At 72.6% G+C, this 22,298-nt stretch carries 19 protein-coding genes; 3 read left to right on the top strand and 16 right to left on the bottom strand.

All coding sequences use genetic code 11. From position 1 onward, the window contains the following. The 9 genes from lepB (IG02_RS0127250) to IG02_RS0127210 all read right to left on the bottom strand — a co-directional run bounded on the left by lepB (IG02_RS0127250) (nt 1) and on the right by IG02_RS0127210 (nt 6,632). Nucleotides 1-987: a signal peptidase I gene (gene lepB, locus IG02_RS0127250; RefSeq protein ID WP_030753594.1), complete on the bottom strand. Its 987-nt coding sequence runs from the start codon at nt 985-987 to the stop codon at nt 1-3. Beyond that, entirely contained in the window at nt 956-2,011 is a 1,056-nt protein-coding gene (gene lepB, locus IG02_RS0127245; RefSeq protein WP_030753593.1) for a signal peptidase I, read from the bottom strand. Before lepB (IG02_RS0127245) ends, lepB (IG02_RS0127250) begins: the two co-directional genes overlap by 32 nt. Beyond that, the gene (lepB, locus tag IG02_RS0127240) at nt 2,004-2,777 is read right to left on the bottom strand and encodes a signal peptidase I (protein ID WP_030753591.1); all 774 of its coding nucleotides are present in this window, start codon (nt 2,775-2,777) and stop codon (nt 2,004-2,006) included. Before lepB (IG02_RS0127240) ends, lepB (IG02_RS0127245) begins: the two co-directional genes overlap by 8 nt. Before the next feature lie 86 nt (nt 2,778-2,863). After that, nucleotides 2,864-3,211 (bottom strand): 50S ribosomal protein L19, encoded by a 348-nt coding sequence (rplS, locus tag IG02_RS0127235; protein ID WP_030753589.1) that lies wholly within the window; start codon nt 3,209-3,211, stop codon nt 2,864-2,866. Nucleotides 3,212-3,341: 130 nt separating this feature from the next. Then, the gene (trmD, locus tag IG02_RS0127230) at nt 3,342-4,163 is read right to left on the bottom strand and encodes a tRNA (guanosine(37)-N1)-methyltransferase TrmD (protein ID WP_030753586.1); all 822 of its coding nucleotides are present in this window, start codon (nt 4,161-4,163) and stop codon (nt 3,342-3,344) included. Beyond that, complete coding sequence (gene rimM / locus IG02_RS0127225; RefSeq protein ID WP_030753583.1) at nt 4,163-4,855, bottom strand: ribosome maturation factor RimM; 693 nt, start codon at nt 4,853-4,855, stop codon at nt 4,163-4,165. The genes trmD and rimM overlap by 1 nt, the downstream gene beginning before the upstream one ends. A gap of 141 nt (nt 4,856-4,996) precedes the next feature. Continuing rightward, nucleotides 4,997-5,236 (bottom strand): RNA-binding protein, encoded by a 240-nt coding sequence (locus tag IG02_RS0127220; protein WP_030753580.1) that lies wholly within the window; start codon nt 5,234-5,236, stop codon nt 4,997-4,999. 2 nt (nt 5,237-5,238) lie between these two features. Further along, the gene (rpsP, locus tag IG02_RS0127215; RefSeq protein ID WP_030753577.1) at nt 5,239-5,685 is read right to left on the bottom strand and encodes a 30S ribosomal protein S16; all 447 of its coding nucleotides are present in this window, start codon (nt 5,683-5,685) and stop codon (nt 5,239-5,241) included. 353 nt (nt 5,686-6,038) lie between these two features. Continuing rightward, on the bottom strand, nt 6,039-6,632 hold the full coding sequence (locus IG02_RS0127210; RefSeq protein ID WP_030753574.1) for a hypothetical protein: 594 nt from the start codon (nt 6,630-6,632) through the stop codon (nt 6,039-6,041). Between the two features lie 879 nt (nt 6,633-7,511). On the opposite strand from IG02_RS0127210, the gene IG02_RS0127205 reads away from it, so the two are divergent. Continuing rightward, nucleotides 7,512-8,408: a methyltransferase domain-containing protein gene (locus IG02_RS0127205; protein WP_030753571.1), complete on the top strand. Its 897-nt coding sequence runs from the start codon at nt 7,512-7,514 to the stop codon at nt 8,406-8,408. Between the two features lie 76 nt (nt 8,409-8,484). Here IG02_RS0127205 and ffh read toward each other — a convergent pair whose 3' ends face one another. The 5 genes from ffh to IG02_RS0127180 form a co-directional block, all read right to left on the bottom strand. Further along, on the bottom strand, nt 8,485-10,059 hold the full coding sequence (ffh, locus tag IG02_RS0127200) for a signal recognition particle protein (RefSeq protein WP_030753568.1): 1,575 nt from the start codon (nt 10,057-10,059) through the stop codon (nt 8,485-8,487). Between the two features lie 317 nt (nt 10,060-10,376). After that, nucleotides 10,377-12,959, bottom strand: coding sequence for a [protein-PII] uridylyltransferase (locus tag IG02_RS0127195; RefSeq protein ID WP_030753566.1), 2,583 nt, complete (start codon nt 12,957-12,959; stop codon nt 10,377-10,379). A gap of 52 nt (nt 12,960-13,011) precedes the next feature. Next, nucleotides 13,012-13,350, bottom strand: a complete 339-nt coding sequence (locus tag IG02_RS0127190) for a P-II family nitrogen regulator (protein ID WP_030753563.1) — start codon at nt 13,348-13,350, stop codon at nt 13,012-13,014. Beyond that, complete coding sequence (locus IG02_RS0127185) at nt 13,347-14,633, bottom strand: ammonium transporter (protein ID WP_030753561.1); 1,287 nt, start codon at nt 14,631-14,633, stop codon at nt 13,347-13,349. The genes IG02_RS0127190 and IG02_RS0127185 overlap by 4 nt, the downstream gene beginning before the upstream one ends. 450 nt (nt 14,634-15,083) lie before the next feature. After that, on the bottom strand, nt 15,084-16,547 hold the full coding sequence (locus IG02_RS0127180) for a negative regulator NsdA (protein WP_030753558.1): 1,464 nt from the start codon (nt 16,545-16,547) through the stop codon (nt 15,084-15,086). Nucleotides 16,548-16,983: 436 nt separating this feature from the next. Here IG02_RS0127180 and IG02_RS0127175 point away from each other — a divergent pair, with 436 nt between their 5' ends. After that, nucleotides 16,984-17,658: a bifunctional DNA primase/polymerase gene (locus IG02_RS0127175; protein ID WP_030753555.1), complete on the top strand. Its 675-nt coding sequence runs from the start codon at nt 16,984-16,986 to the stop codon at nt 17,656-17,658. Nucleotides 17,659-17,877: 219 nt separating this feature from the next. On the opposite strand, the gene ftsY is transcribed toward IG02_RS0127175, so the two are convergent. Next, nucleotides 17,878-19,101 (bottom strand): signal recognition particle-docking protein FtsY, encoded by a 1,224-nt coding sequence (gene ftsY / locus IG02_RS0127170; RefSeq protein WP_030753552.1) that lies wholly within the window; start codon nt 19,099-19,101, stop codon nt 17,878-17,880. Between the two features lie 195 nt (nt 19,102-19,296). On the opposite strand from ftsY, the gene IG02_RS0127165 reads away from it, so the two are divergent. After that, nucleotides 19,297-20,970 carry a purine-cytosine permease family protein gene (locus IG02_RS0127165; RefSeq protein ID WP_078854870.1) on the top strand — a complete coding sequence of 558 codons (1,674 nt, stop codon included), beginning with the start codon at nt 19,297-19,299 and terminating at the stop codon, nt 20,968-20,970. Here IG02_RS0127165 and IG02_RS0127160 read toward each other — a convergent pair. Next, nucleotides 20,883-22,298, bottom strand: coding sequence for a sugar porter family MFS transporter (locus tag IG02_RS0127160; protein ID WP_030753544.1), 1,416 nt, complete (start codon nt 22,296-22,298; stop codon nt 20,883-20,885). The genes IG02_RS0127165 and IG02_RS0127160 overlap by 88 nt on opposite strands.

Raw genomic sequence — 22,298 nt, 5'->3', positions numbered from 1 at the left:
CTACCGGGCGGTACGCGCGCCGGTCAGCCTCTTCCTGCGCCACAGTACGACGGGCACCGCACCGGCGAGTCCGAGCGCACCCGGGGCCGCTCCCACCGCCGCCGCGGCGGCGGTGTTCAGGCCCGGCTGGTCGAAGGTGTCCGGCACCGGGAGCGTGGCCCAGCGGTTGACCGGCCACGCCACCACGATCGCCCGGCCCACCACCTGGTCCGCGGGGAACGTGCCGTGGCCGGGCAGCTCCTGGTGGTAGCGCGAGTCCAGCGAGTTCTGCCGGTGGTCGCCCATCACCCAGAGGTTGCCCGTGGGGACGGTGATCGGTCCGAAGGGCTCGTCGTCACACGGGGTGTTCCCGGGGTAGATGTAGTCGGTCTCGTTCAACGCGTGCCCGTTGACCTCGACCTTTCCGCCCTTCTTGCACTCCACCGTGTCGCCGCCCACCGCGATGACCCGCTTGATCAGGTCCTTGTCCTCGGCCGAGGGCATCAGCCCGATGGTGCTGAGGACCGTCTGGAGCAGGTTCGGCTCGGGCGTCGGGGTGCCTTCCAGCCAGCCGCCCGGGTCCCTGAAGACCACGACCTCGCCGCGCTGGGGCTCGGCCCCGAACCAGGGGGTGAGCTTGTCCACCAGCACCCGGTCGCCCCGCTGCAAGGTGTCCTGCATGGAGTCCGAGGGAATCGAGAACGCCTGGACGAGGAACGCCTTGATCAGGAAGGCGAGCACCAGCGCGATCCCGATCAGGAGCGGCAGCTCCTTCCAGAAGGAACGCGGCGGCTTCGCCCCCTTCTCCGCGTCGGATCCACCGTCCGCGCCGGGTCCGGGCCCCTCGGGGTGCCCCGGTCCGCCGCCGGAGTCCCCGGACACCGGTCCGCCGCCGGGGCCCGTGTTCCCGGCGCTCCGTCGACCGTCCCGCGTGTTCTGGGGCGACTCGGCGAGCTGCTCGCGTCCCTCCTCGGGATCATCGTGTCCGGATCGTGCGCCGACCGCCACGTCCCCCACAACCACTCCTCACTCGTGCGATTACTCCGTGTGTCCGCCTGCCCCGGAGCCGGGACAGGCCCACCACTCCCATAACGAGCGGGAGTTCCGCAGGGGTCGGGAGCTGGATCAATCCATCCGGATCCCGGTCCCGAGCGGGCACCGAGTCCTGATCCTGGGAGGACACACTATGCGACGGTGCACGCGCCGTCGCCGGTGCGGCGGGCACGCCGGGCGCGTCGGGGATCGACGCGTACGCACCCCTCTGTTCCAGCGTGGTCCAGTGGTCGAAGGGCCAGGCGATCACGACGGCGCGGCCCACGACGCCTTCCTGGGAGACCGTGCCCTGGTCAGCCTCCCTGAGGTGGAAGCGGGAGTCGGCCGAGTTCTCCCGGTGGTCCCCCATGACGAACAACCGTCCGGCGGGCACCTTGACCTCGAAGGTGATCGTCGACGGCGCGTTGCCGGGGTGAAGATACGGCTCGTTCACGGGCATGCCGTTGACGGAGACTTTGCCCTGGGCGTCACAGCACTTGACCGTGTCGCCCCCGACGGCGACGACCCGCTTGATCAGGTCCTGCTCGTCCTCGGACGGCAGCAGACCGATGTTCGTCAGTCCGGTCTTGATCTGGCGGACGATGAACGACGAGTCGTCCGGCACGGGCCGCTCGTCCGCCAGCCAGCCCCCGGGGTCCTTGAAGACCACCACGTCACCGCGTTGCGGCTGCGAGCCGAACCAGGGGGTGAGCTTGTCCACCAGGACCCGGTCGCTGATCCGGATCGTCTGCTCCATCGAACCCGACGGGATCACGAACGCCTGGACCAGGAAGGTCTTGAGGACCAGCGCGATCAGCACCGCCACGGTGATGAGCAGCGGGATCTCCTTCGCCGCGTTGCGGCGCCGCCGCCGCTTGACCCGGCGCGCGAGCTTGCGCCGCTCGGCCCGGCCCGGCAGGACACGGCCCGTGGTGGGCCGGGTGCCGGTGGGCAGTCTGGTGTCGCCGCCGTGGGCGGCCGGCCGGCCTCGCTTACCCATGGGCGCCTCCCGGGCTCCGCACGTCCCGGAAGGCGTCCGGCTGCCGCACCGTGGTCCAGCGCGCCGGCGGCCAGCCGATCCAGTCCACCCGTCCGACGACCCTGCCGACGGGGACCATGCCGCCGCCGGGATCACCGAGGTGGTCCCGGGAGTCCCGCGAGGCGGCGCGGTGGTCGCCCATCACCCACAGGGTGCCCTGGGGCACGACGATGTCGAAGGGGACGCGTGACGGCGCGTCCCCCGGATGCAGATACGGCTCGCTCACCGCCCGGCCGTTCACCTCGACCCTGCCCCCTCCGTCGCAACAGACCACACGATCACCCCCCACACCGACCACGCGCTTGACGAAGTCGGTCTCGGCGGGCTCGACGAGGCCAAGGGCCGCGGCCGCCCCGTACAGCAGGCCGGTGACGGGGTTCTCCCGCGGCGGCTCCTGGACGAAGGATCCGGTGCCGTCGAAGACGATCACGTCACCGCGCTCGGGCGCGCCACCGAAACGGTACGCCAACTTGTTGACCAGTACGCGGTCTCCGACCTGAAGCGTGGGTTCCATCGAGCCACTGGGGATCAGGAAGGGCTGTGCGAGGAAGGTGCTCACCAGCAACACGAAGGCCGCGCAGACTGCGCTCAGGAGCCCCACCCGGTACCAGGAGAGCCGGACGGTGTCCAGGAGGCCGGACAGACGCGCGGAGCGCGGCCGCTCGTCCGATCCGGCGGGGGATTCGGACGGGCGGCCGCGCTCCGTCTGCTGTGCTTGGGTGTCCATCGGAGCCAGAGCTTATCCGGCGCTCCTGGGGACCCGGGGCCGTTGGACGGTCCCGGTGGGCGGCGTCACGGCCGCCCGCGCGACCACTAGTCGCGCTTCTCCTTGATCTTCGCGGCCTTGCCGCGCAGCTCACGCAGGTAGTACAGCTTCGCGCGGCGGACGTCGCCACGGCTGACCAGCTCGATCTTCTCGAAGATCGGGCTGTGCACCGGGAAGGTCCGCTCGACGCCGACGGAGAAGGAGACCTTGCGCACCGTGAAGGTCTCGCGCACGCCCGAGCCCTGGCGGCGGATGACCACGCCCTTGAACTGCTGGATACGGGAGCGGTTGCCCTCGATGACCCGTACGTGGACGTTCACGGTGTCACCGGGGCGGAAGGCGGGGAGGTCGCTGCGCAGCGACGTCGCGTCGACGGAGTCGAGCAGGCTGGACATGAGAGGTCTGCTTCCTCGCTGATGCCACAGGTCATCAGCGGATGTCGATGAGGTTCCGGGTGGTGCCGTTCACATCGGGCGGCGTCTTTCCCCCTGTGGCAGGGGCGCCCGCCGGACGTACGGCAGCGGCTCATTCTTCCACGCTGTCCGGCCTGCGCCAAAATCGGCCACCCGGCTCGGGCGCCCAGCCCAGGATCGAGAGGATCTCGCGGTCCTTCTTGTCGAAGGCGGCGGGGTCGCAGCGCTCGATCAGGTCGGGCCGGTTACGGGCCGTCCTGCGGAACGCCTCGTCCCTGCGCCAGCGCGCGATTCTGCCGTGGTGCCCGCTGAGCAGGACATCCGGGATCCCCCGGCCGCGCCACTCGGGGGGCTTGGTGTAGACGGGCCCTTCCAGCAGATCGGCCATCGCGCCGGGCGCGAAGGAGTCGTCCCGGTGCGACTCGGCGTTGCCGAGGACGCCGGGCAGCAGCCGGGCCACCGCCTCCGTGATCACCAGGACCGCCGCCTCCCCGCCGGCGAGCACGTAGTCGCCGATGGACACCTCGATCACCGGTATCCGGGTCGCGTACTCGTCCACGACCCGGCGGTCGATGCCCTCGTACCGCGCGGGGGTGAAGACCAGCCAGGGCCGCCCGGAGAGTTCGACGGCCAGTTCCTGGGTGAAGGGACGCCCGCTGGGCGTGGGGACGACCAGGACCGGCCCGTGGGCGCCCGCCTCGTAGCCGCTCGCCAGTACCTCGTCCAGGGCCTCGCCCCAGGGCTCGGTCTTCATGACCATGCCGGGGCCGCCGCCGTAGGGGGTGTCGTCCACGGTGTGGTGCCGGTCGTACGTCCACCGCCGCAGGTCGTGCACGTGGACGTCGAGCCGGCCGCGGGCGCGGGCCTTGCCGACGAGCGAGACGTTCAGCGGGTCCAGGTACTCGGGGAAGATCGTGACAACGTCGAGCCGCATCAGCGCGCCGCCCCGTCCCCGCGGTCGGCACCACCGGCCGCGCCGTCCGTTGATTCCGGGCCCTCGCCGGCGGCCGGTTCGTCGGCGGCAGACGCGTGGTCCGGGCCGCCGTCGGCCCCGGCCTCTCCGGCGGCCGCGGGATCCGTGCCCGCGGCGGCCTCGCGGGCGGACGCCACCTCGGCCCGGTCGTCGATCAGGCCCGGCGGCGGGGTGATCACGGCCCGCTGTTCCGCCAGGTCGATCTCGGTCACGATCTCCTCCACGAAGGGGATCATCACCTCGCTGCCGTCCGGCCGTTCCACGATGAACAGGTCCTGGGAGGGCAGGTGCGAGATCTCGGTGATCCGGCCGACCTCCGTGCCGTCGGCCAGGACGACGTCGAGGTCCATCAGCTGGTGGTCGTAGAACTCCTCCGGGTCCTCGGGAAGTTCCTCCGGGTCGACCTCGGCGATGAGCAGGACGTTGCGCAGCGACTCGGCGCCGGAGCGAGTCCGCACGCCCTCGAAGCGCAGCAGCAGCCGTCCGCTGTGCACCCGGCCGGTCTCGATCGTGAGCGGTCCGGCCGAGGCCGGGTCCGTGGCGAGGACCGCGCCGGGTCCGAGCCGAAGCTCGGGTTCGTCCGTGCGCACCTCCACGGTGACCTCACCCCTGATGCCATGGGCGCGGCCGATCCGCGCGACCACCAACTGCACTGACGCACACCTCTTCCTCCCGCAGGGCTCCGCCTGCTCCGTCCCTCCGGAATTGTCCGTGCCGACGGTCCGCCGCACGGACAAGCGGAACGGGCCGGGGAAGGCGGCGCCCTCCCCGGCCCGTGCCGGTGTTCTGCTGTGTCAGCGGACCTGGTCCACGTCGACGAGGTCGACGCGGATGCCCCGGCCGCCGATGGCGCCCACGACCGTACGCAGCGCACGCGCGGTGCGGCCGTTGCGGCCGATCACCTTGCCGAGGTCGTCGGGGTGCACCCGGACCTCCAGCACACGGCCACGGCGCAGATTGCGCGAGGCGACCCGTACATCGTCAGGGTTGTCGACGATGCCCTTCACGAGGTGCTCAAGAGCCTCCTCGAGCATGCTCAGGCTCCGGTCGACTCGTCGGCGGCCGAGGACTCGGTCCCGGCTTCGTCCGCCTTCTTGTCGGACTTCTTCGCCTTCTGCGTGATGGCCTCGCCCTTGGGCTCGTCACCGGAGTCGCTGAGCGCGGCCTCGAAGAGGGCGCGCTTGTCGGCCTTCGGCTCCGGCTGGAGCAGCGGCTCGGGGGCCGGCAGGCCCTTGTGCGCCTGCCAGTCGCCGGTGAGCTTGAGGATCGCGAGAACCGGCTCGGTCGGCTGGGCGCCGACGGACAGCCAGTAACGCGCGCGCTCCGAGTCGACCTCGATGCGCGAGGGGTTCTGCACCGGGTGGTACAGGCCGATCTCCTCGATGGCCCGGCCGTCACGGCGGGTACGGGAGTCGGCGACGATGATGCGGTAGTGAGGCGAACGGATCTTGCCCAGACGCTTCAGCTTGATCTTGACTGCCACTGGAGTGGTGTCTCCTGGTCTTGACGTGGTTGAGCGAGGCGATGTGCCGCGTGGGGTTGCGGTACCCGACCCGCCCGATGGACGCGTCAGCCGAAGGAGAGAGGGGTCCTGTGCGACTGTCGAGTACAGCTGGCCATTGTGCCACACCCCCGCGGCCGGCCCTCCCCGGGGCTCCGTGCACCACAGGGGTACGGCTCGGCCGCGCGGGCGGGCGGTGACGGCGGCCACGAGGAGGTGGCGGTCGTGAGAACGGCTCGGGCGGTGTGGACGGTGTGGGCGGCCGCGCGGGACGACGGGGCGGCGGCACGGCCGGTGACGGGCCCCGGCCGCACCCGTCGCCGTCGGGCACGCGGTCAGCTCGCGGCGGCCACCACGTCGGGGATGCGGAACGGCTTGCCGCAGCCACCGCAGACGATCGGCGCCTGGGCGAGGACCGAGGGGACGACCCGCACGTTCCGCCCGCAGTCGCAGACCGCCTTGACGCGCACCCCGCCGCCGGACGAGCCGTGCCGGGCGGCCGGACCGCGGAAGCTGCGCTTGGTGTCGGCGGCCGTCGCGACCGTGTGCGCCTTCAGCGCGCGCTGAAGCCGTTCGATGGTGGGGCGGTAGCGCCGCTTCGCCTCGGGACTGAGCGAGACCAGCGAGAAGCCGCTGCTGGGATGCGGCTCCTCGGGGTGGTCCAGCCCCATCTCCTCGGCGATCGCGAGGAATCTGCGGTTGTGATAGCGGCCGGCGCGCGAGGTGTCGCGGACACCCCGGGCGGCGGCGATGCCATGGACCGCTTCGTGAAGCAGTCGTTCGAAGGAGAGCTCCGCGCCACAGGCGGACGAGGACTCTCCGATCAGGGACTCTGGCGCGGCGAGGTCCGGCAGCTCGGGGTGGGACCGCTGAATGTCGGCCCACGCCTGCGCCAGCTCCGCGGCGAGGACAGGTGGTGTCGTGCTCACGTCGTGAACAACGAGCCGGAAGCCTCCCGGGTTCCATTACGGGGCATCACAAATAATTTGCACGTACCCGTCAGTTGCCGTTGATGCGTCCTGACGAGGGCGGGTGCGTCGATGTATGGAGGAGCCTCGCAGCTCACCTCAATGCCGTACGTAGCAGCACGTACACACCACCGCGTAGACGATCTACGTACGGACCGGTCGGACCGGTCGCGTCGGACTCGGGGAGACCGACGGCACCGCGCGGCCCGCGCTGTGGACGGTGGCCCCATGGAGCTCGCGTCTCGGGGGTCCGGGCCTCGGCCTCGTGCCCTTGGACCCCGGGTCTCCGGGTCTCCGGGAACAGGCCATCGAAACCGGCGGCAGCCGACCACGTCCGGCGGTGGTCCGGTATCGCCTCCGGAGTGGCGCGGTGACGGCCCCACGGGTATGGGCCGCGGCCCCGCCAGGGCGCCGGGCGGCCCGTCGGGCCCCGGTCGGGGCCCGGGTGACCGCGGCGGGGTCACCCGGGTGACAGTACCGGGCCCGTGATCAGTTTCCGGTACCGCCCCGTCCCCCGAAGGGGGACAAGAGGCGCCTTCCGGCGCTCCCGAGCTCTCCCGAATGGCCTGAACCGCACCGGTGTTGAGGCTCCGTCGGCGCGGCGGCCAGTGGTGCGGCCGTGGCGGGAACCGCGTCGGCACCGCGGCAGGCACAGGGAACCGGCCAATTACGCCGGGGCGCACGCCCGGAGCGCGGACACCGGCCTCTCCCACCCACTGGACGCGTACCCGGATGGGGAGTTCCCTGGCATACGGGGACACGTGCGCACACGCACACAAGGGGGGCCTGGCTGTCACGCAGGGCACGATCTGAACCTCTCGGCGGATTGGGGCGCTATCCATGACACGTACGCTCGCCGACCACCAGCACCGTTCGGAGATGCCACCGACGCCGGCGGATTCCGCCGACGACCCGCGCGCCCGCGCCCGGGACTGGGCCGAGATACAGGAACGGATGCTGGTGCCGCTCTACGAAGCGGTGTACGAGCGCCTGGAGGTCCGCGCCGGGACCCGGCTGCTCGGTCTCGGCTGCGGCTCGGGGCTCGCCCTGGTGCTCGCGGCGGCCAGGGGCGCACGGGTGACCGGCATCGACGCCGACCGGGGACGGCTCGCGCTGGCCCGGGAGCGGCTGTTCGGGGAGGGGCCGCACAGCCGTGGACGCGCGCACCGGGACCGCCCCGCCGGGGAGCTCTTCCCCGCCGACCGGACGGCCGAGGCCGTCGCCGGGCCCGGCCGGCCGGCGTACGACCTGATCACGGCTTTCCACCCGGCCGGTCCCGGCGGTGGCGGCGACTCGGCGCCGGATCCCGTGTTCGACAGCGCACTCGACGCCGCGATAGCGACGGCGCGGCATGGCACCGCCGTTGTCCTGGCCGGCTGGGGCCCGCCGGAACGCTGTGCCACGGACGCCGTGCTCCGGATCGCCGGCCGCCTCACCGACCGGCTGCGCAAGGACGGCCGGCGCCCGGCACACCGCGACGACCTGGAGGACATCGCCGCGCGCTCCGGACTGCGGCCGGACGGCTCGGGGCGGGTCGCCTGCCCCTTCGGCTACGCGGACATGGGCAGCGCGGTCCGGGGGCTGCTGTCGACCGGCGTGTACGACGGGGCGGTCCGGGCGACCGACCGACGGCAGGTGGAGAAGGAGATCGGCGAGGCGCTGCACCCGTATCTGCGGCACGACGGCACGGTCTGGATGCCGAACATCTTCCGCTACCTGATCGCGCGCACCCCATGACCCGCCGCCCGTCCCCGCCCGGTCGCGGGAGGTTCGGGGCTCATCCGGCCCGGTCCCGTCCTGGGCCGGGCGAGGCTCAGCCCATGAACTTCTTGAACTCGTCCGGCAGCTCGAAGTCCTTGCCCTGGCCCGCACCGGGCAGTCCGAACGCCCCGCCCGGCTGGGGCTGGTCCTGACCCGACTGGGCCGCTGCCCGGCGCTCCGCCGCGGCCTGTTCGTCCGCCTTGCGCTTCATCGGGTTTCCGGAGCGCTGCTTGCCCTTGGCCTGCTTCTGCTTCTTCTTCTGCCGGCCGGGGCCGCCGCCCATGCCCGGGACCCCCGGCATGCCCGGCATGCCGCCGCCCTGCGCCATCTTGGACATCATCTTCCGGGCCTCGAAGAACCGCTCCACCAGGTTCTTCACCGCGCTCACCTCGACACCCGAACCACGGGCGATACGGGCCCGGCGCGAGCCGTTGATGATCGTCGGGTCGGTGCGCTCGCCCGGCGTCATGGACTTGATGATCGCGGCGGTACGGTCCACGTCCCGCTCGTCGATGTTGTTGATCTGGTCCTTGATCTGCCCCATCCCGGGCAGCATGCCGAGCAGCTTGGAGATGGAGCCCATCTTCCTGACCTGCTCCATCTGCGCCAGGAAGTCGTCGAGCGTGAAGTCCTTGCCGCCCTTGCTGCTCGCCAGCTTGGAGGCCATCTTCTCGGCCTCGGCCTGGCTGAACGTCCGCTCCGCCTGCTCGATCAGGGTGAGCAGGTCACCCATGTCGAGGATGCGCGACGCCATGCGGTCCGGGTGAAAGGCGTCGAAGTCCTCCAGCTTCTCGCCGTTGGAGGCGAACATGATCTGCTTGCCGGTGACGTGCGCGACGGACAGGGCCGCGCCGCCCCGGGCGTCGCCGTCCAGCTTGGAGAGCACCACGCCGTCGAAGCCCACGCCGTCGCGGAACGCCTCGGCGGTGTTGACCGCGTCCTGACCGATCATCGCGTCGACGACGAACAGGATCTCGTCCGGGCTGACCGCGTCGCGGATGTCCGCGGCCTGCTTCATCAGTTCCTGGTCGATGCCGAGACGGCCCGCCGTGTCCACGACGACCACGTCGTACTGCTTGGTCCTCGCGTGGTCGATCGAGTCCTTGGCCACGGCGACCGGGTCGCCGACACCGTTGCCCGGCTCCGGCGCGAACACCGCGACGCCCGCGCGCTCGGCGACGACGGAGAGCTGGTTGACGGCGTTGGGGCGCTGGAGGTCACAGGCGACGAGCAGGGGGGTGTGCCCCTGGGCCTTGAGCCAGCGCCCGAGCTTGCCGGCGAGGGTGGTCTTACCGGCGCCCTGGAGACCCGCGAGCATGATCACGGTCGGGGGCTGCTTGGCGAAGCGCAGGACCCGGGTCTCGCCACCGAGGATGCTGATGAGCTCCTCGTTGACGATCTTGACGACCTGCTGGGCGGGGTTCAGCGCCTTGGAGACCTCGGCGCCGGCGGCGCGCTCCTTGACCTTGGCGATGAAGGCGCGGACGACGGGCAGCGCCACGTCCGCCTCGAGCAGGGCGATCCGGATCTCGCGGGCCGTGGCGTCGATGTCCTCCGGGCTGAGGCGCCCTTTGCCCCGGAGGCTCTTGAACGTGGCTGCGAGGCGGTCGGAGAGAGTGTCGAACACGGCGGTCGCGGATCCTCGGGTCGGGAGCGGATGAGGGGCTGTCCTGCGTGGTGCACGGCAGAGCCGTCCCCCAGGGTATCGGGCCGCGCGCGGTGCGGTCTGCCCCCGGCCCTCCCCGATCGATCCTGTACGGCGTCCGGCACGCGGCCCCAGCCTGTCGGGACGGAGCCCCAGGCCACGGGCGGAAGCCGGCCCCGGACCACGGGAGGCACACGGCCCCGGCACCACGGGCGGAACCCCGGTCCCTGCTCCGTACGGAAATCCGGCCCCGCGCGGCGCCCGGCACCCCGCCCCGCGCGGCGACCGCACCGGCCGCGTCAGGCCAGCGCCTCCTCCAGCCCCTTCGCCAGGGCCGCCGCCTCCTCCTCCGGCAACGGGGAACCGTCCTCGCGGGTGACGTACACCGTGTCCACCGCGTTCGCGCCCAGCGTCGACACGTGCGCGCTGCGCACCCGTACCGCCGCGTCCTCCAGCGCGCGCCCGATGCGGTGCAGCAGCCCGGGGGCGTCCTGGGCGCGGACCTCGATCACCGTCGCTCGGCGCGAGGCGGTGGCGGGCGCGGCGGTCACCCGGGGCGGGGGCGCCGCGACGCCCCGGCGGCGCGGGTAGGCCGCCTCGCGCTCGGCGAGCCGGGAGGCGATGTCCAGCGAGCCGTCCAGGGCACGTACGAGGTCGGCGCGCAGCCGTGCGGCCTGGGGCAGCGAGCCGTACTCGGCGGCCACGCGCCAGCTCAGCAGCAGCACGTCCGTGCGACCGCCCGCGCCTCCGCCCGCGCCTCCTCGCGCGCCTCCGGCAGCACCGCCGCCCGGATCGGCGCGCAGCTCGGCGGGGAGTTCCACGGCACGCAGGTCGGCCGCCCGTACGGTGAGCCGGTGCAGGGCCAGCACCCCGGCCGCGGCGGGCAGGACGCCGGGCTGGTCGGGCAGGGCGATGAGCAGTTCGACGCCGACGGGCTCCGGGTCGCCGGCGCCACGCGCGGCCCCGTCCCCGCCCGCGGCCCCGTCCTCGCGCGCCGTCGCACCCTCACGCACGCTCCCGCCCTCGCGTCCCGTCCCGGCCTGGGCGTGCAGCGCGAGGACGGGGCCGCCGGTGCGGTGCGCCTCGACGGCCAGCCGCTCCTGTTCGGCGCTGGTCTCGGCCGGCTCGGGCTCGGCGGGATCCTCGCCCGCGAGGACGGCCGCGACCCGGGCGACGAGGTCGTCCACCAGCGAGGCGCGCCAGGACGACCAGGCGGCCGGGCCGGTCGCGAGCGCGTCGGCCTCGGTGAGGGCGTGCAGCAACTCCAGGGTGGCGAGCGAGCCGACCCGGGCGGCCACGGCGTCCACGGTGGCCGGGTCGTCCAGGTCCCGCCGGGTCGCGGTGTCGATCAGCAGCAGGTGGTGGCGTACGACCGCGGCGACGACGGCCGCGTCCTCCGGATCGAAGCCGATCCGGGCGGCCACGTCCCGCGCGATGACCTCCCCGGCGACGGCGTGGTCCCCGGGCCAGCCCTTGCCGATGTCGTGCAGCAGGGCGCTGACCAGCAACAGGTCGGGGCGGCCGACCCGGCGGGTCAGCGCGGCGGCCTGGACGGCGGTCTGCACGAGGTGGCGGTCGACGGTCCAGGTGTGCACGGCGTTGCGCTGGGGGCGGCAGCGCACCCGCTCCCAGTCCGGCAGGAGCCGGCCGACGATCCCCTCGGCGTCCAGGGCCTCCCAGACGGCGACGGTGGACTCGCCCGCGCCGAGCAGGGTGACCAGTTCGTCGCGGGCCTCGGCGGGCCAGGGCACCGGCAGGGGCGCGGCGACGGCGGCCAGCCGCCGTACGGCGTGCGGCGAGAGCGGCAGCGCGGCCTGCGCGGCGGCGGCCGCGGCCCGCAGGGGGAGCACGGGGTCGCGTTCGGGCCGCGCGGCGCGGGCGAGGACGGCCTCGCCGTCCTGTTCGACGACGCCCTCGGCGAGCGGGCGGCGCTCCGGGGCCGCCCTGCCGCCCAGCATGGCCCGCAGCCGGGGCCGTACCGACCGGGCGCGCAGCACCCGGCCCACCTCGCGCCAGGTGATGTCGGAGGCGTACGAGACGGTGCGCGCGGCCTCGTACACCTCGCGCAACAGGACGTCGGCGTCCAGCAGGCCGAGTTCGGCGGCGACGGGATCCTGCTCCTGGAGGGCGAGCCGGTCGGTGGCGCGCCCGGTGACCAGGTGCAGCGCGTCCCGTACGTCGAGCAGCCTGCGGCGGGCCTCGGCGAGTCCGGCGCGGGGCGCGTCGGCGAGCCAGGAGGCGGCCACGGCGCGCAGGGCGGTGGCGTCGCGCAGGCCGCCCCTGGCCTCCTTGAGGTCGGGCTCCAGCAGGAAGCGCAGCTCGCCCTGGCGTTCGGCGCGCTCCCGGCACAGCTCGTGCAGGGCGGGCAGGCGTTTGGCCGCGGTGTTGCGCCAGTCGGCGAGGATCTGGGCGCGTACGGCGGTGACCAGCCCCAGGTCACCGGCGACATGGCGGGCGTCCAGCAGCCCGAGCTGCGCCTTGAGGTCCTCGGCGGCGGTTCTGCGGGCCTCGGCGGGGGTGCGGACGGAGTGGTCGAGGGCGAGCCCGAGGTCCCACACCGGGTACCAGAGGCGGTCGGCGAGGGCGGCGATCGCGTCCGCGCGGGCGCTGCCGTCGTGCAGGAGCAGCAGGTCGAGGTCGCTGCGCGGGGAGAGCTCCCCCCGGCCGTAGCCGCCGACGGCGACGAGGGCCGCGCCCCGGACCCCGCTCTGCCGGACGGCGGCGGTGAACAGCGCGTTCAGCCAGTCGTCCGTGAGCGAGGCGAGGGCGGAACGGCGCGGCGGCCCGGACCGCGCCTTCTCCTGGAGGAGGCGCAGCCGGGCCGCCGCGTAGCCGCTGGGTCCCGAGTCCGTCTGTCCTGTGGTCTCTTCGAGGCTCGTCACCCGCTCGTTCCCGTCTCTCGGCGGGCGCTCCGCCGGTACGGAGCGCCTTGGTTCACAGAGCGTCCGGGCCGCGCTCGCCGGTCCGCACCCGGACGGCCGCGTCGACCGGAACGCTCCACACCTTCCCGTCACCGATCTTGCCGGTGCGGGCGGCCTTCACCACGACTTCCATGAGCTCGTCGGCGTCCGCGTCGTCGGTCAGCACCTCGATGCGGATCTTCGGCACGAGGTCGACGGTGTACTCCGCACCCCGGTAGACCTCGGTGTGGCCGCGCTGGCGGCCGTATCCGCTGGCCTCCGTGACCGTGAGCCCCTGGACGCCGAAGGCCTGGAGGGCCTCCTTGATCTCGTCGAGGCGGTGGGGCTTCACGACTGCGGTGATGAGCTTCATGCGTCCACCTTCTTGTTCGCCGGGGCGGCGGTAGCGGTCTGGGTCGAGGCGGAGACGCTACTACGGCCCGCCGGCGAGCCGCCGACCGCGCTGTAGTCGTAGGCGGATTCCGCGTGGTAGGCCATGTCGACACCGCTGGTCTCGTCGTCCTCGGAGGCCCGGAAGCCGACGGTGGCGTCCACGAACTTGGCGAGGATCCAGGAGACGACGAAGGAGTACGCCATCACCGCGAAGGCGCCGATGGCCTGCTTGCCGAGCTGCGAGAGCCCGCCGACCCCGTCGACCGCGAGCAGACCGACGAGCAGGGTGCCGATCACACCGCCGACCAGGTGGACACCGACCACGTCGAGGGAGTCGTCGTAGCCCAGCTTGAACTTGAGGCTGACGGCCCAGGAGCAGACGGCTCCGGCGACGACACCGATGAGCAGGGCCCCGAAGGGGTTGACGGAGGCGCCGGAGGGGGTGATGGCGACCAGGCCCGCGACGGCGCCGGACGCGGCGCCCAGCGTGGTGAACGCGCCGTGCCGGATCCGCTCGTAGACGAGCCAGCCGAGCATCGCGGCACCGGTGGCGATCTGCGTGTTGAAGGCCATGATGGCGGCGGTGCCGTTGGCGGCGAGCGCGGAGCCGGCGTTGAAGCCGAACCAGCCGAACCACAGCAGCGCCATGCCGAGCACGACGAGCGGCAGGCTGTGCGGGCGCATCGGGTCCTTCTTGAATCCGATCCGTTTGCCGACGACGAGGACCGCGGCGAGGGCGCCGACACCGGCGTTGATGTGAACCGCCGTACCGCCCGCGAAGTCGATCACACCGAGCTTGAAGAGCCAGCCGCCGGACTGCCAGACCCAGTGGGCGATGGGGAAGTACACCACGGTGGCCCAGAGCGTGATGAACAGCGCCCAGGCGCTGAACTTGACGCGGTCGGCGAGCGCGCCGCTCATCAGCGCGGGCGTCAGGACGGCGAACATCAGCTGGAAGAGCGCGAAGGCGAAGACCGGGATGCCTTCCTTGCCCCCGGTCAGCGTGTCGATGCCGATGCCCTGGAAGCCGATGTGGTCGAAGTTGCCCAGCAGACCGCCGCCGATGTCGTCGCCGAAGGCCAGCGAGTACCCGTAGAGCACCCACAGCACGCTGACGATGCCGAGCGAGATCAAGGACATCATGAGCATGTTGAGGGCGCTCTTCACCCGCACCATGCCGCCGTAGAAGAATGCCAGGCCGGGCGTCATCAGCATGACGAGCGCGGCACTGATCAATACGAATGCGGTATCTGCGCCATTCAAGGCCAGCGTCTCCTCGTGGGTCGGAACGGCCCGTGCGGATGCTCATGCGGTGGGGATGCGGGCCGACTGTGCTTCAGGACACTGACGCAACGCCGTTTCGGCCAGTGCAGATCGATGTTTCGCCCCAGTGACGAAGAGGTCCGGCGTGTTACGGGCCGGTGAACCGCCGGCGCGGAACGGTGGGCCGGGAGACCGTCCGCGAGGAGTCGGGAACCGGCCACGGCGGCGGCGCGGAACCGGCCGCGACCGTCACCCTGCTGTCCGTGCGGCGGGGGAGCCGTGTCGGGCTGTACGGGGTGCGGTCGCGGCCGGGGTCTCCGGGGGCCGCGGGGCCGGGCGGACGGACGCCGACGGGCCCGCGGGGGCTGCGCGGGGCCGGTAGGGGCGGGTCCGCGCACCCCGGGCCGGCGGGAGCGGGCCCGGGGTGCGCGTGGAGCCGCTCCCCGGCCGCTAGACGGCCTCGGCCGACTCGGGCAGCTGGGCGGTGAGCAGGTCCGTGAGGTCGGTGATCTCGCCGACGTCGGCGAACTCCCTGGCCGCGGTGTCCACGGTCTTGCGGAGCCGGGTGTTGACCCGCTCGGAGCGCACCCGCTGGGCCACTTCCAAGGCCTTCTGCGCCAGGGCCGTGGCCTCCTCCGGCTCCTTCTTCAGCAGGTGGACGGTGGCCAGGCCGATCAGGTTGAGCGCATACGACCGCTGGTGCTCCTCGTCCTCAGCGAACAGTTCCACGGCGCGGCGCATCGCGGGCTCGGCGAGGGAGGCGTAGGTGGGGCTGCGGCCCGCGACATAGGCCAGGTCCCGGTAGGAGTGGGCGTTCTCCCCGTTGAGCTCGGCCTCGGAGAAGAAGCGGATCCAGTCGGGTTCGGGCCCGCCCTCCAGACCGATGTCGGAGAAGGTGTCCTCGGCCATCCGCACGGCCCGTTTGCACTTGCCGGGCTGTCCCATGTTGGCGTAGGCGCGGGCCTCCATCGCATACAGCATGGCCTGGGTCCTGGGGGTGGCGCAGTCCCGGCTGCCGTACTGCGCGAGGTGGATCAGCTCGAGCGCGTCGTCGGGCCGGCCCAGGTGGATCATCTGGCGGCTCATGGAGGAGAGGACGTACGAGCCGAGCGGCCGGTCCCCGGCCTCCTTGGCGGCGTGCAGGGCGAGCACGAAGTACTTCTGGGCGCCCGGCTGGAGGCCGATGTCGTAGCTCATCCACCCGGCCAGCTCGGCCAGCTCGGCGGCGCACCGGAAGAGCCGTCTGGTGGTGGCCTCGGGGTGGGGCTCCTGGAGCAGGTCGGTGACCTCGTGGAGCTGGCCCACGACCGCCTTGCGGCGCAGCCCGCCGCCGCACTGCGCGTCCCAGGTGCGGAACATCGCGGTGGTGGACTCCAGCAGCTCCAGCTCCGGCACGGACAGCCCGGTGACCGGCTCGTGGGCGGCCTTGGGGCGGTCGCCGGCCGGGGTGGGCACGAGCCAGCGCTGCATCGGCTCGACCAGCGCGGGCCCGGCGGCCAGGGCCAGTGAGGAACCGAGGAAGCCACGCCGCCCGAGCATCAGGTCGCTGCGGGAGAAGTCACTGATCAGGGAGACGGTCTGGGGGCCGGCCCAGGGCAGGTCGACACCGGAGACGGCGGGGGCCTGCGGGGCGGCGCGCAGCCCGAGGTCCTCGACGGTGACGACGGATCCGAAGCGTTCGGAGAACAGCTCGGACAGGATGCGGGGAATCGGTTCGCGCGGCTGCTCGCCGTCGAGCCAGCGGCGCACGCGCGAGGTGTCGGTGCTGATGTGGTGCGCGCCGATCCGGCGCGCCCTGCGGTTGACCTGACGGGCCAGCTCGCCCTTGGACCAACCGCTGCGTAAGAACCACGAGCCGAGTTGCCCGTTCGGACGCCTGCCGGTAGTCCTACCGCCCGCGTCGCTGCCACCCACGCCACACGCCCCCATTCGCCGATGCCCTGTCGCGAACCGCCATCAGGATGCCGGGCCGGCCGGCCTCCCGGCCCGCCACGTCGAGGGTCCCACTCCTTCGAACGGGAAACCGAGTTGCCCTTGGCATACCCGCGAGTGTGCCCTACCCCGGGATTCGCGCACTCAAAGTAATCCTACGATCACCCCTCCAGCGAGGTCGATTTCGCAATCGCCACCATTCGCCACCCCTCCACCTCAACCCCCTCGCACCCGGGCGCGATTCACTTGACACGCGACAGCACGAGGTGGGGAGGGCGTTGCGCGCCGGAGCGCACGCGCCGAATCGCGCGACCCCGAATGCTTCCACACACCGTCGAGCCCACCCTCGGAAGCGACGGACGGTCACGGGGACACTGCGATACGTAACCACCGGCGAGTTCGACCCGTTGGAGGGGGCATGGGCTTCACGATCGGCGGCATGCGCGAGCTGCGGACCGGCGCGCGCCGCCGTGTGCGCACCACTGAGTGCACCGCGGTTGCCGAGTACACGGGACTCTGGGGCTGGGACGTCGTCCCCGGCGCACGAGTCGCGGGCGGACGGTGTTCCTGCGGCGCGTCCGACTGCGCGGCACCGGGTGCCCATCCGCTGGCCGCGGGCCTGCGCGTACCGGCCGGGGCGGCGCTGGACGACGCCACGGCGGCGTGGTCGCGGATGCCGGGCGCGGCGGTGCTGCTGCCGGTGGGCCGGGGCTTCGACGTCCTGGACGTCGCGGAGCCGGCCGGTAGCCGGGCGCTGGTCCGCCTGGAGCGCATGGGCCTGCCGCTGGGACCGGTCGCGGTGACCCCGACGGGCCGCGCGCAGTTCTTCGTGGCGCCGGGGGCGGCCGACGAGATGCCGGCCCTGCTCTACCGGATGGGCTGGGACGACGCCGACCTGGACCTCCACGCCCTGGGGCCCGGCGCCCACATCACGGCCCCGCCCTCGGACCTGGCGGGCCTGGGCCCGGTGCGCTGGCTGCGTCCGCCGTCCCTGGAATCGGCGGATCCGCCGCCCGCGCGGTTGCTGCTGGGAACGCTGGCATATTTGTGTCACCGGGTGCCAGGCGCGCGGACGGCCTGCGAGCTGCCCTGACGACCCTGCCCGACGATATGCCCGGAGGGCCGCCCCGACGGCCCGGCGAACCGGCGGTACGAAGCCCCGTCGGGCGGGGCGGCCGGGACGCCCCGGCCACCGGTCTCCGCCCGCCGGCCCGCCGCGGCACACGGACCCGGGTCGACACGAACCCGCCGGACCGGGCCGGACCGCGCCCCCACGAAACCGGCGCGGACGGGCGCGGACCGGCCCGGAGGCCTACTCACCCAGCAGCGCGTCCACGAACGCACCCGGCTCGAACGGCGCCAGATCGTCCGCGCCCTCGCCCAGGCCCACCAGCTTCACCGGCACGCCCAGCTCGCGCTGCACCGCCACCACGATGCCGCCCTTCGCCGTACCGTCCAGCTTGGTCAGGACGATGCCCGTGATGTCCACGACCTCGGCGAAGACCCGCGCCTGCACCAGGCCGTTCTGCCCGGTGGTGGCGTCCAGGACCAGCAGGACCTCGTCCAGCGGACCGTGCTTCTCCACCACCCGCTTGACCTTGCCCAGCTCGTCCATCAGGCCGGTCTTGGTGTGCAGCCGTCCCGCCGTGTCGATCAGGACGACGTCCGCGCTCTCCGCGATGCCCTCCTTGACCGCGTCGAAGGCGATGGACGCCGGGTCGCCGCCCTCGGGACCGCGCACCGTACGGGCCCCCACGCGTTCGCCCCACGTCTGGAGCTGGTCCGCGGCCGCCGCGCGGAACGTGTCCGCCGCGCCCAGTACCACGGAGCGGCCGTCCGCCACCAGGACCCGGGCCAGCTTTCCGGTGGTGGTGGTCTTGCCGGTGCCGTTGACCCCGACGACCATCACCACGGCCGGAGTGTCGGTGGTGCTCTCGGTCCGCACGGCACGGTCGAAGTCGGTGCCGAGGAGCGTGACCAGTTCCTCGCGCAGCAGGGCGCGCAGTTCCTCGGGGGTACGGGTGCCGAGCACGCGCACCCGCTCGCGCAGCCGCTCGACCAGTTCCTGGGTGGGCGTGACACCGACGTCCGCGGTCAGCAGCGTGTCCTCGATCTCCTCCCAGGTCTCCTCGTCCAGGTGCTCCCGGGAGAGCAGGGTGAGGAGTCCCTTGCCGAGGGAGTTCTGCGAGCGGGCCAGCCGCGCGCGCAGCCGGACCAGCCGGCCCGCGGTCGGTTCGGGGATCTCGATGACCGGCGGGGCCGGCTCGGCCACCACCGGATCCTCGACCGCGACGGGTGTGCCGGTGGCCTCGGCGGCGTCCGGCAGACCGACCTCTTCGATGGTGCGCCGCGGTTCGTCGCGCGGCGTCTCCGCCTCGTCACCGACATGGGGTTCGGCGGGCGGGGCTGTGATGGTCGGCGTGCTCGACGGCGCCGAGGGCGGCAGCTTCTTCTTCTTGCGGCTGCCGACCACGAGACCGCTGATCGCGCCGACCGCGACCAGGGCGATGACTACAACAAGGATGACGAGTTCCATAACGCTCCCCAGTATCGGCCACGGCCCCGGCGGGACCCGGAATTGGAGGATCGCACAGAGTCCCGGGGCGGTTTCGGGCCGCGATTTGGTCCTTTTGCGGTGTTCGTACGATGCTGGACGGCCCGGGTCCGCCCGGGCCGTCGTCGCGGAGCACCGCCGCTCCCTGGAGCCCCCACCTCTGTTCGGAGCCTGTCCATGCCCCACGACTCCGCTCGCGCCGCCGCTTCCGCTTCCGCTTCCGCTTCCGAAGGCGCGACGCCCGCGGGTGCCCCCTCGCGGGGCCCGGTCGAGACCCGCGGCCTCGAGCCCGTCCCCGACTCCGAGCGCACCGGCCGCGTCCGGCAGCTCTTCCCCACCTGGGTCGCGGCCAACATCAGCGTGCTGCTGCTCACCATGGGCGCCGGTCTGGTCGTCTTCAACGGGCTGAACTTCTGGCAGGTCCTCGTTGTCGCTGTGGCGGCGCCCGTCGTCTCGTACGGCCTGGTGGGGCTGGTCTCCGTGGCCGGCAAGCGCGGCGGCTCCCCCGGCATGGCGCTGTCGCGCGCGGTGTTCGGACAGCGCGGGAACCTCTTCCCCGGCACCCTGATCTGGGTGGCCCGCTGGGGCTGGGAGACCATCAACGCCGTCACCGGGGCGTACGCCGTCCTGACGGTCCTCGACCTGCTCTTCGGCGTCCGGCGGAGCACGCCGCTGATCGTGCTGACGCTGGTGCTCTTCGTGGCCGCGACGTTCGCGGTGTCCGGTCTCGGCATCACCGCGCTGCGCCGGTGCAGCACCTGGTCGACGTACCTGTTCGGCGCGTTCAGTGTGCTCGTGCTGGTGTATCTGGTCGCCGAGACCGACTGGGCGGCCGTCCTCGGCGAACCCGCCGGATCCACGGCGATGCTGATCGCGGGGATCGGCACCGTCGCGGCGGGCGGCATCAGCTGGGTCCCCTCGGCCCCCGACTTCACCCGCTACCTGCCGCGTTCCGCGTCCGGCCGGGCGATGACGGGCACGACGGTGGCCGGCGCCGGCATCGTGGTGCTGCCGATGGTGCTGATGGGCGCGGTGATGGCGGTCGGCACTCCGGACCTGGCCGGGGCGGGCGACCCGGTGTCGTTCATCGGAAAGCTGCTGCCCGCCTGGCTCTCGGTGCCGTACCTGCTGATCGCCCTGATCGGCATGGTGCTGATCAACTCGATGTCGATGTACTCCGCGGGCTTCACCGCGCAGACGCTGGGGGTCAGGCTGCCGCGCGCCTGGGCCGTCAGCGTCAACGCGGTGATCAGCCTGGTTCTCGGCTTCCTGCTGATGGTGGTGGCCACCAGCTTCATCGGCTCCTTCATCTCCTTCCTCACCCTGCTCGCGGTGGCGTTCTCGGCGTGGATCGGCGTGTTCGGGGTGGACATGCTGCGCCGGGCCGCCTACGACGGGCCCGCGCTGATGGACACCACCCGCGCCAGCGCGTACTGGTACCGGGGCGGGTTCGCCCGCTCCGCCCTGGCCGCCTGGGCCACGGCACTGGTGGTGGGCCTGCTCTTCACCCGCGTCGAGTGGTTCGCGGGGCCGTTCGCCGGCACCTGGCCCGGCCGGAACAACCTGGGCTGGGTGGCGAGCACGCTGGTCGCGGCGGTGCTGTACGCCGTGCTGCCGCGTGAGCGGACGACGGCGAAGCCCGGAGCGCCGACGGCGACGGGAGCACCGGACACACCGGCGGCACGGAAGAGGGCGACGGAGGCACCGGGAACCCCGGCGCTCCCGCCCACGACGCCGGGAGGCCCGCCGGGCGGGGCCCGCCGTCAGCCCATCTCCTCCAGCGTCTTGCCCTTCGTCTCCCGCACGAAGAACACCACGAACGGGATGGAGAGCAGGGCGAAGAAGGTGTAGATCACGTACGTGCCCGAGAGGTTCCAGTCGGCCAGGCTCGGGAAGCTCGCCGTGATCGCCCAGTTGGCGATCCACTGGGCGGAGGCCGCGACCCCGAGCGCCGCCGCGCGGATCCGGTTGGGGAACATCTCGCCGAGGAAGACCCAGACGACGACGCCCCAGGACAGCGCGAAGAACAGCACGAAGACATGGGCGGCGATCAGCGCCACGGTGCCCTCGGTGCCGGGCAGCTTGCCGTCCACGAGCTTCGCGGAGAACGCCCAGGCCTCGAAGGCCAGCGCGATCGCCATACCGCTGGATCCCACGAGCGCGAGCGGCTTGCGGCCGACCCGGTCCACCAGGACCATCGCGATCACGGTGCCGATGATGTTCACGATCGAGGTCGTGAAGGAGTAGAAGAACGAGCTGGACGGGTCGATGCCGACCGACTGCCAGAGCGTCGCCGAGTAGTAGAAGGCGACGTTGATGCCGACCAGCTGCTGGAAGACCGAGAGCCCGATGCCGACCCAGACGATGGGCAGGAAGGCGAAGCGCCCGCCGAGCAGGTCCTTGAAGCTCGACTTGTGCTCCCGGCGCATGGCGTGCTCGATCTCCGCGATCCGGGCGTCGAGGTCGACGTCCTTGCTCTCGACGTCCGCCAGCACCGCCCTGGCCCGCTCCCGCCGCCCGACGGAGATCAGGAAGCGCGGCGACTCGGGGATGGCGAAGGAGAGCAGCCCGTACAGCACGGCCGGGACGACCATCACCCCGAGCATCCACTGCCACGCCTCCAGCCCCAGCAGCTTGCCGCGCTGGTCGCCGTCGGCGAGCTGGAGGATGCCGTAGTTCACCAGCTGTGAGACCGCGATGCCGACGACGATGGCCGCCTGCTGGAAGGAGCCGAGCCGGCCGCGGTACGCCGCCGGGGAGACCTCCGCGATGTAGGCCGGTCCGATCACCGAGGCCATGCCGATCGCGAAGCCGCCGACGATCCGCCAGGCCGCCAGGTCGTAGATGTCGAACGGCAGGGCGGAGCCGACGGCGCTGATGGTGAACAGGACGGCCGCGATCTGCATGCAGCGGATCCGGCCGATGCGGTCGGCGATACGGCCCGCCGTGGCGGCGCCGATCGCGCAGCCGATCAGCGCGATGGCGATGACCTGGGCGAGGGCCGCCGATCCGATGTCGTACCGGTCCCGGATGGCCTCCACCGCGCCGTTGATCACCGAGCTGTCGTAGCCGAAGAGGAAGCCGCCCATGGCGGCGGACGCGGTGATGAAGATGACATGACCGATGTGTTCCGGATGCGCCGTCCGCCCTCCGGGCGACGGTGCCTGCGCTTGGGACAC

The sequence above is a fragment of the Streptomyces sp. NRRL F-5135 genome, from assembly GCF_000719775.1.
GTDB classification, from domain to species: domain Bacteria; phylum Actinomycetota; class Actinomycetes; order Streptomycetales; family Streptomycetaceae; genus Streptomyces; species Streptomyces hebeiensis.
Note: the sequence above shows the minus strand (reverse complement) of the source record. Positions and strands in the feature narration are given on the sequence as shown.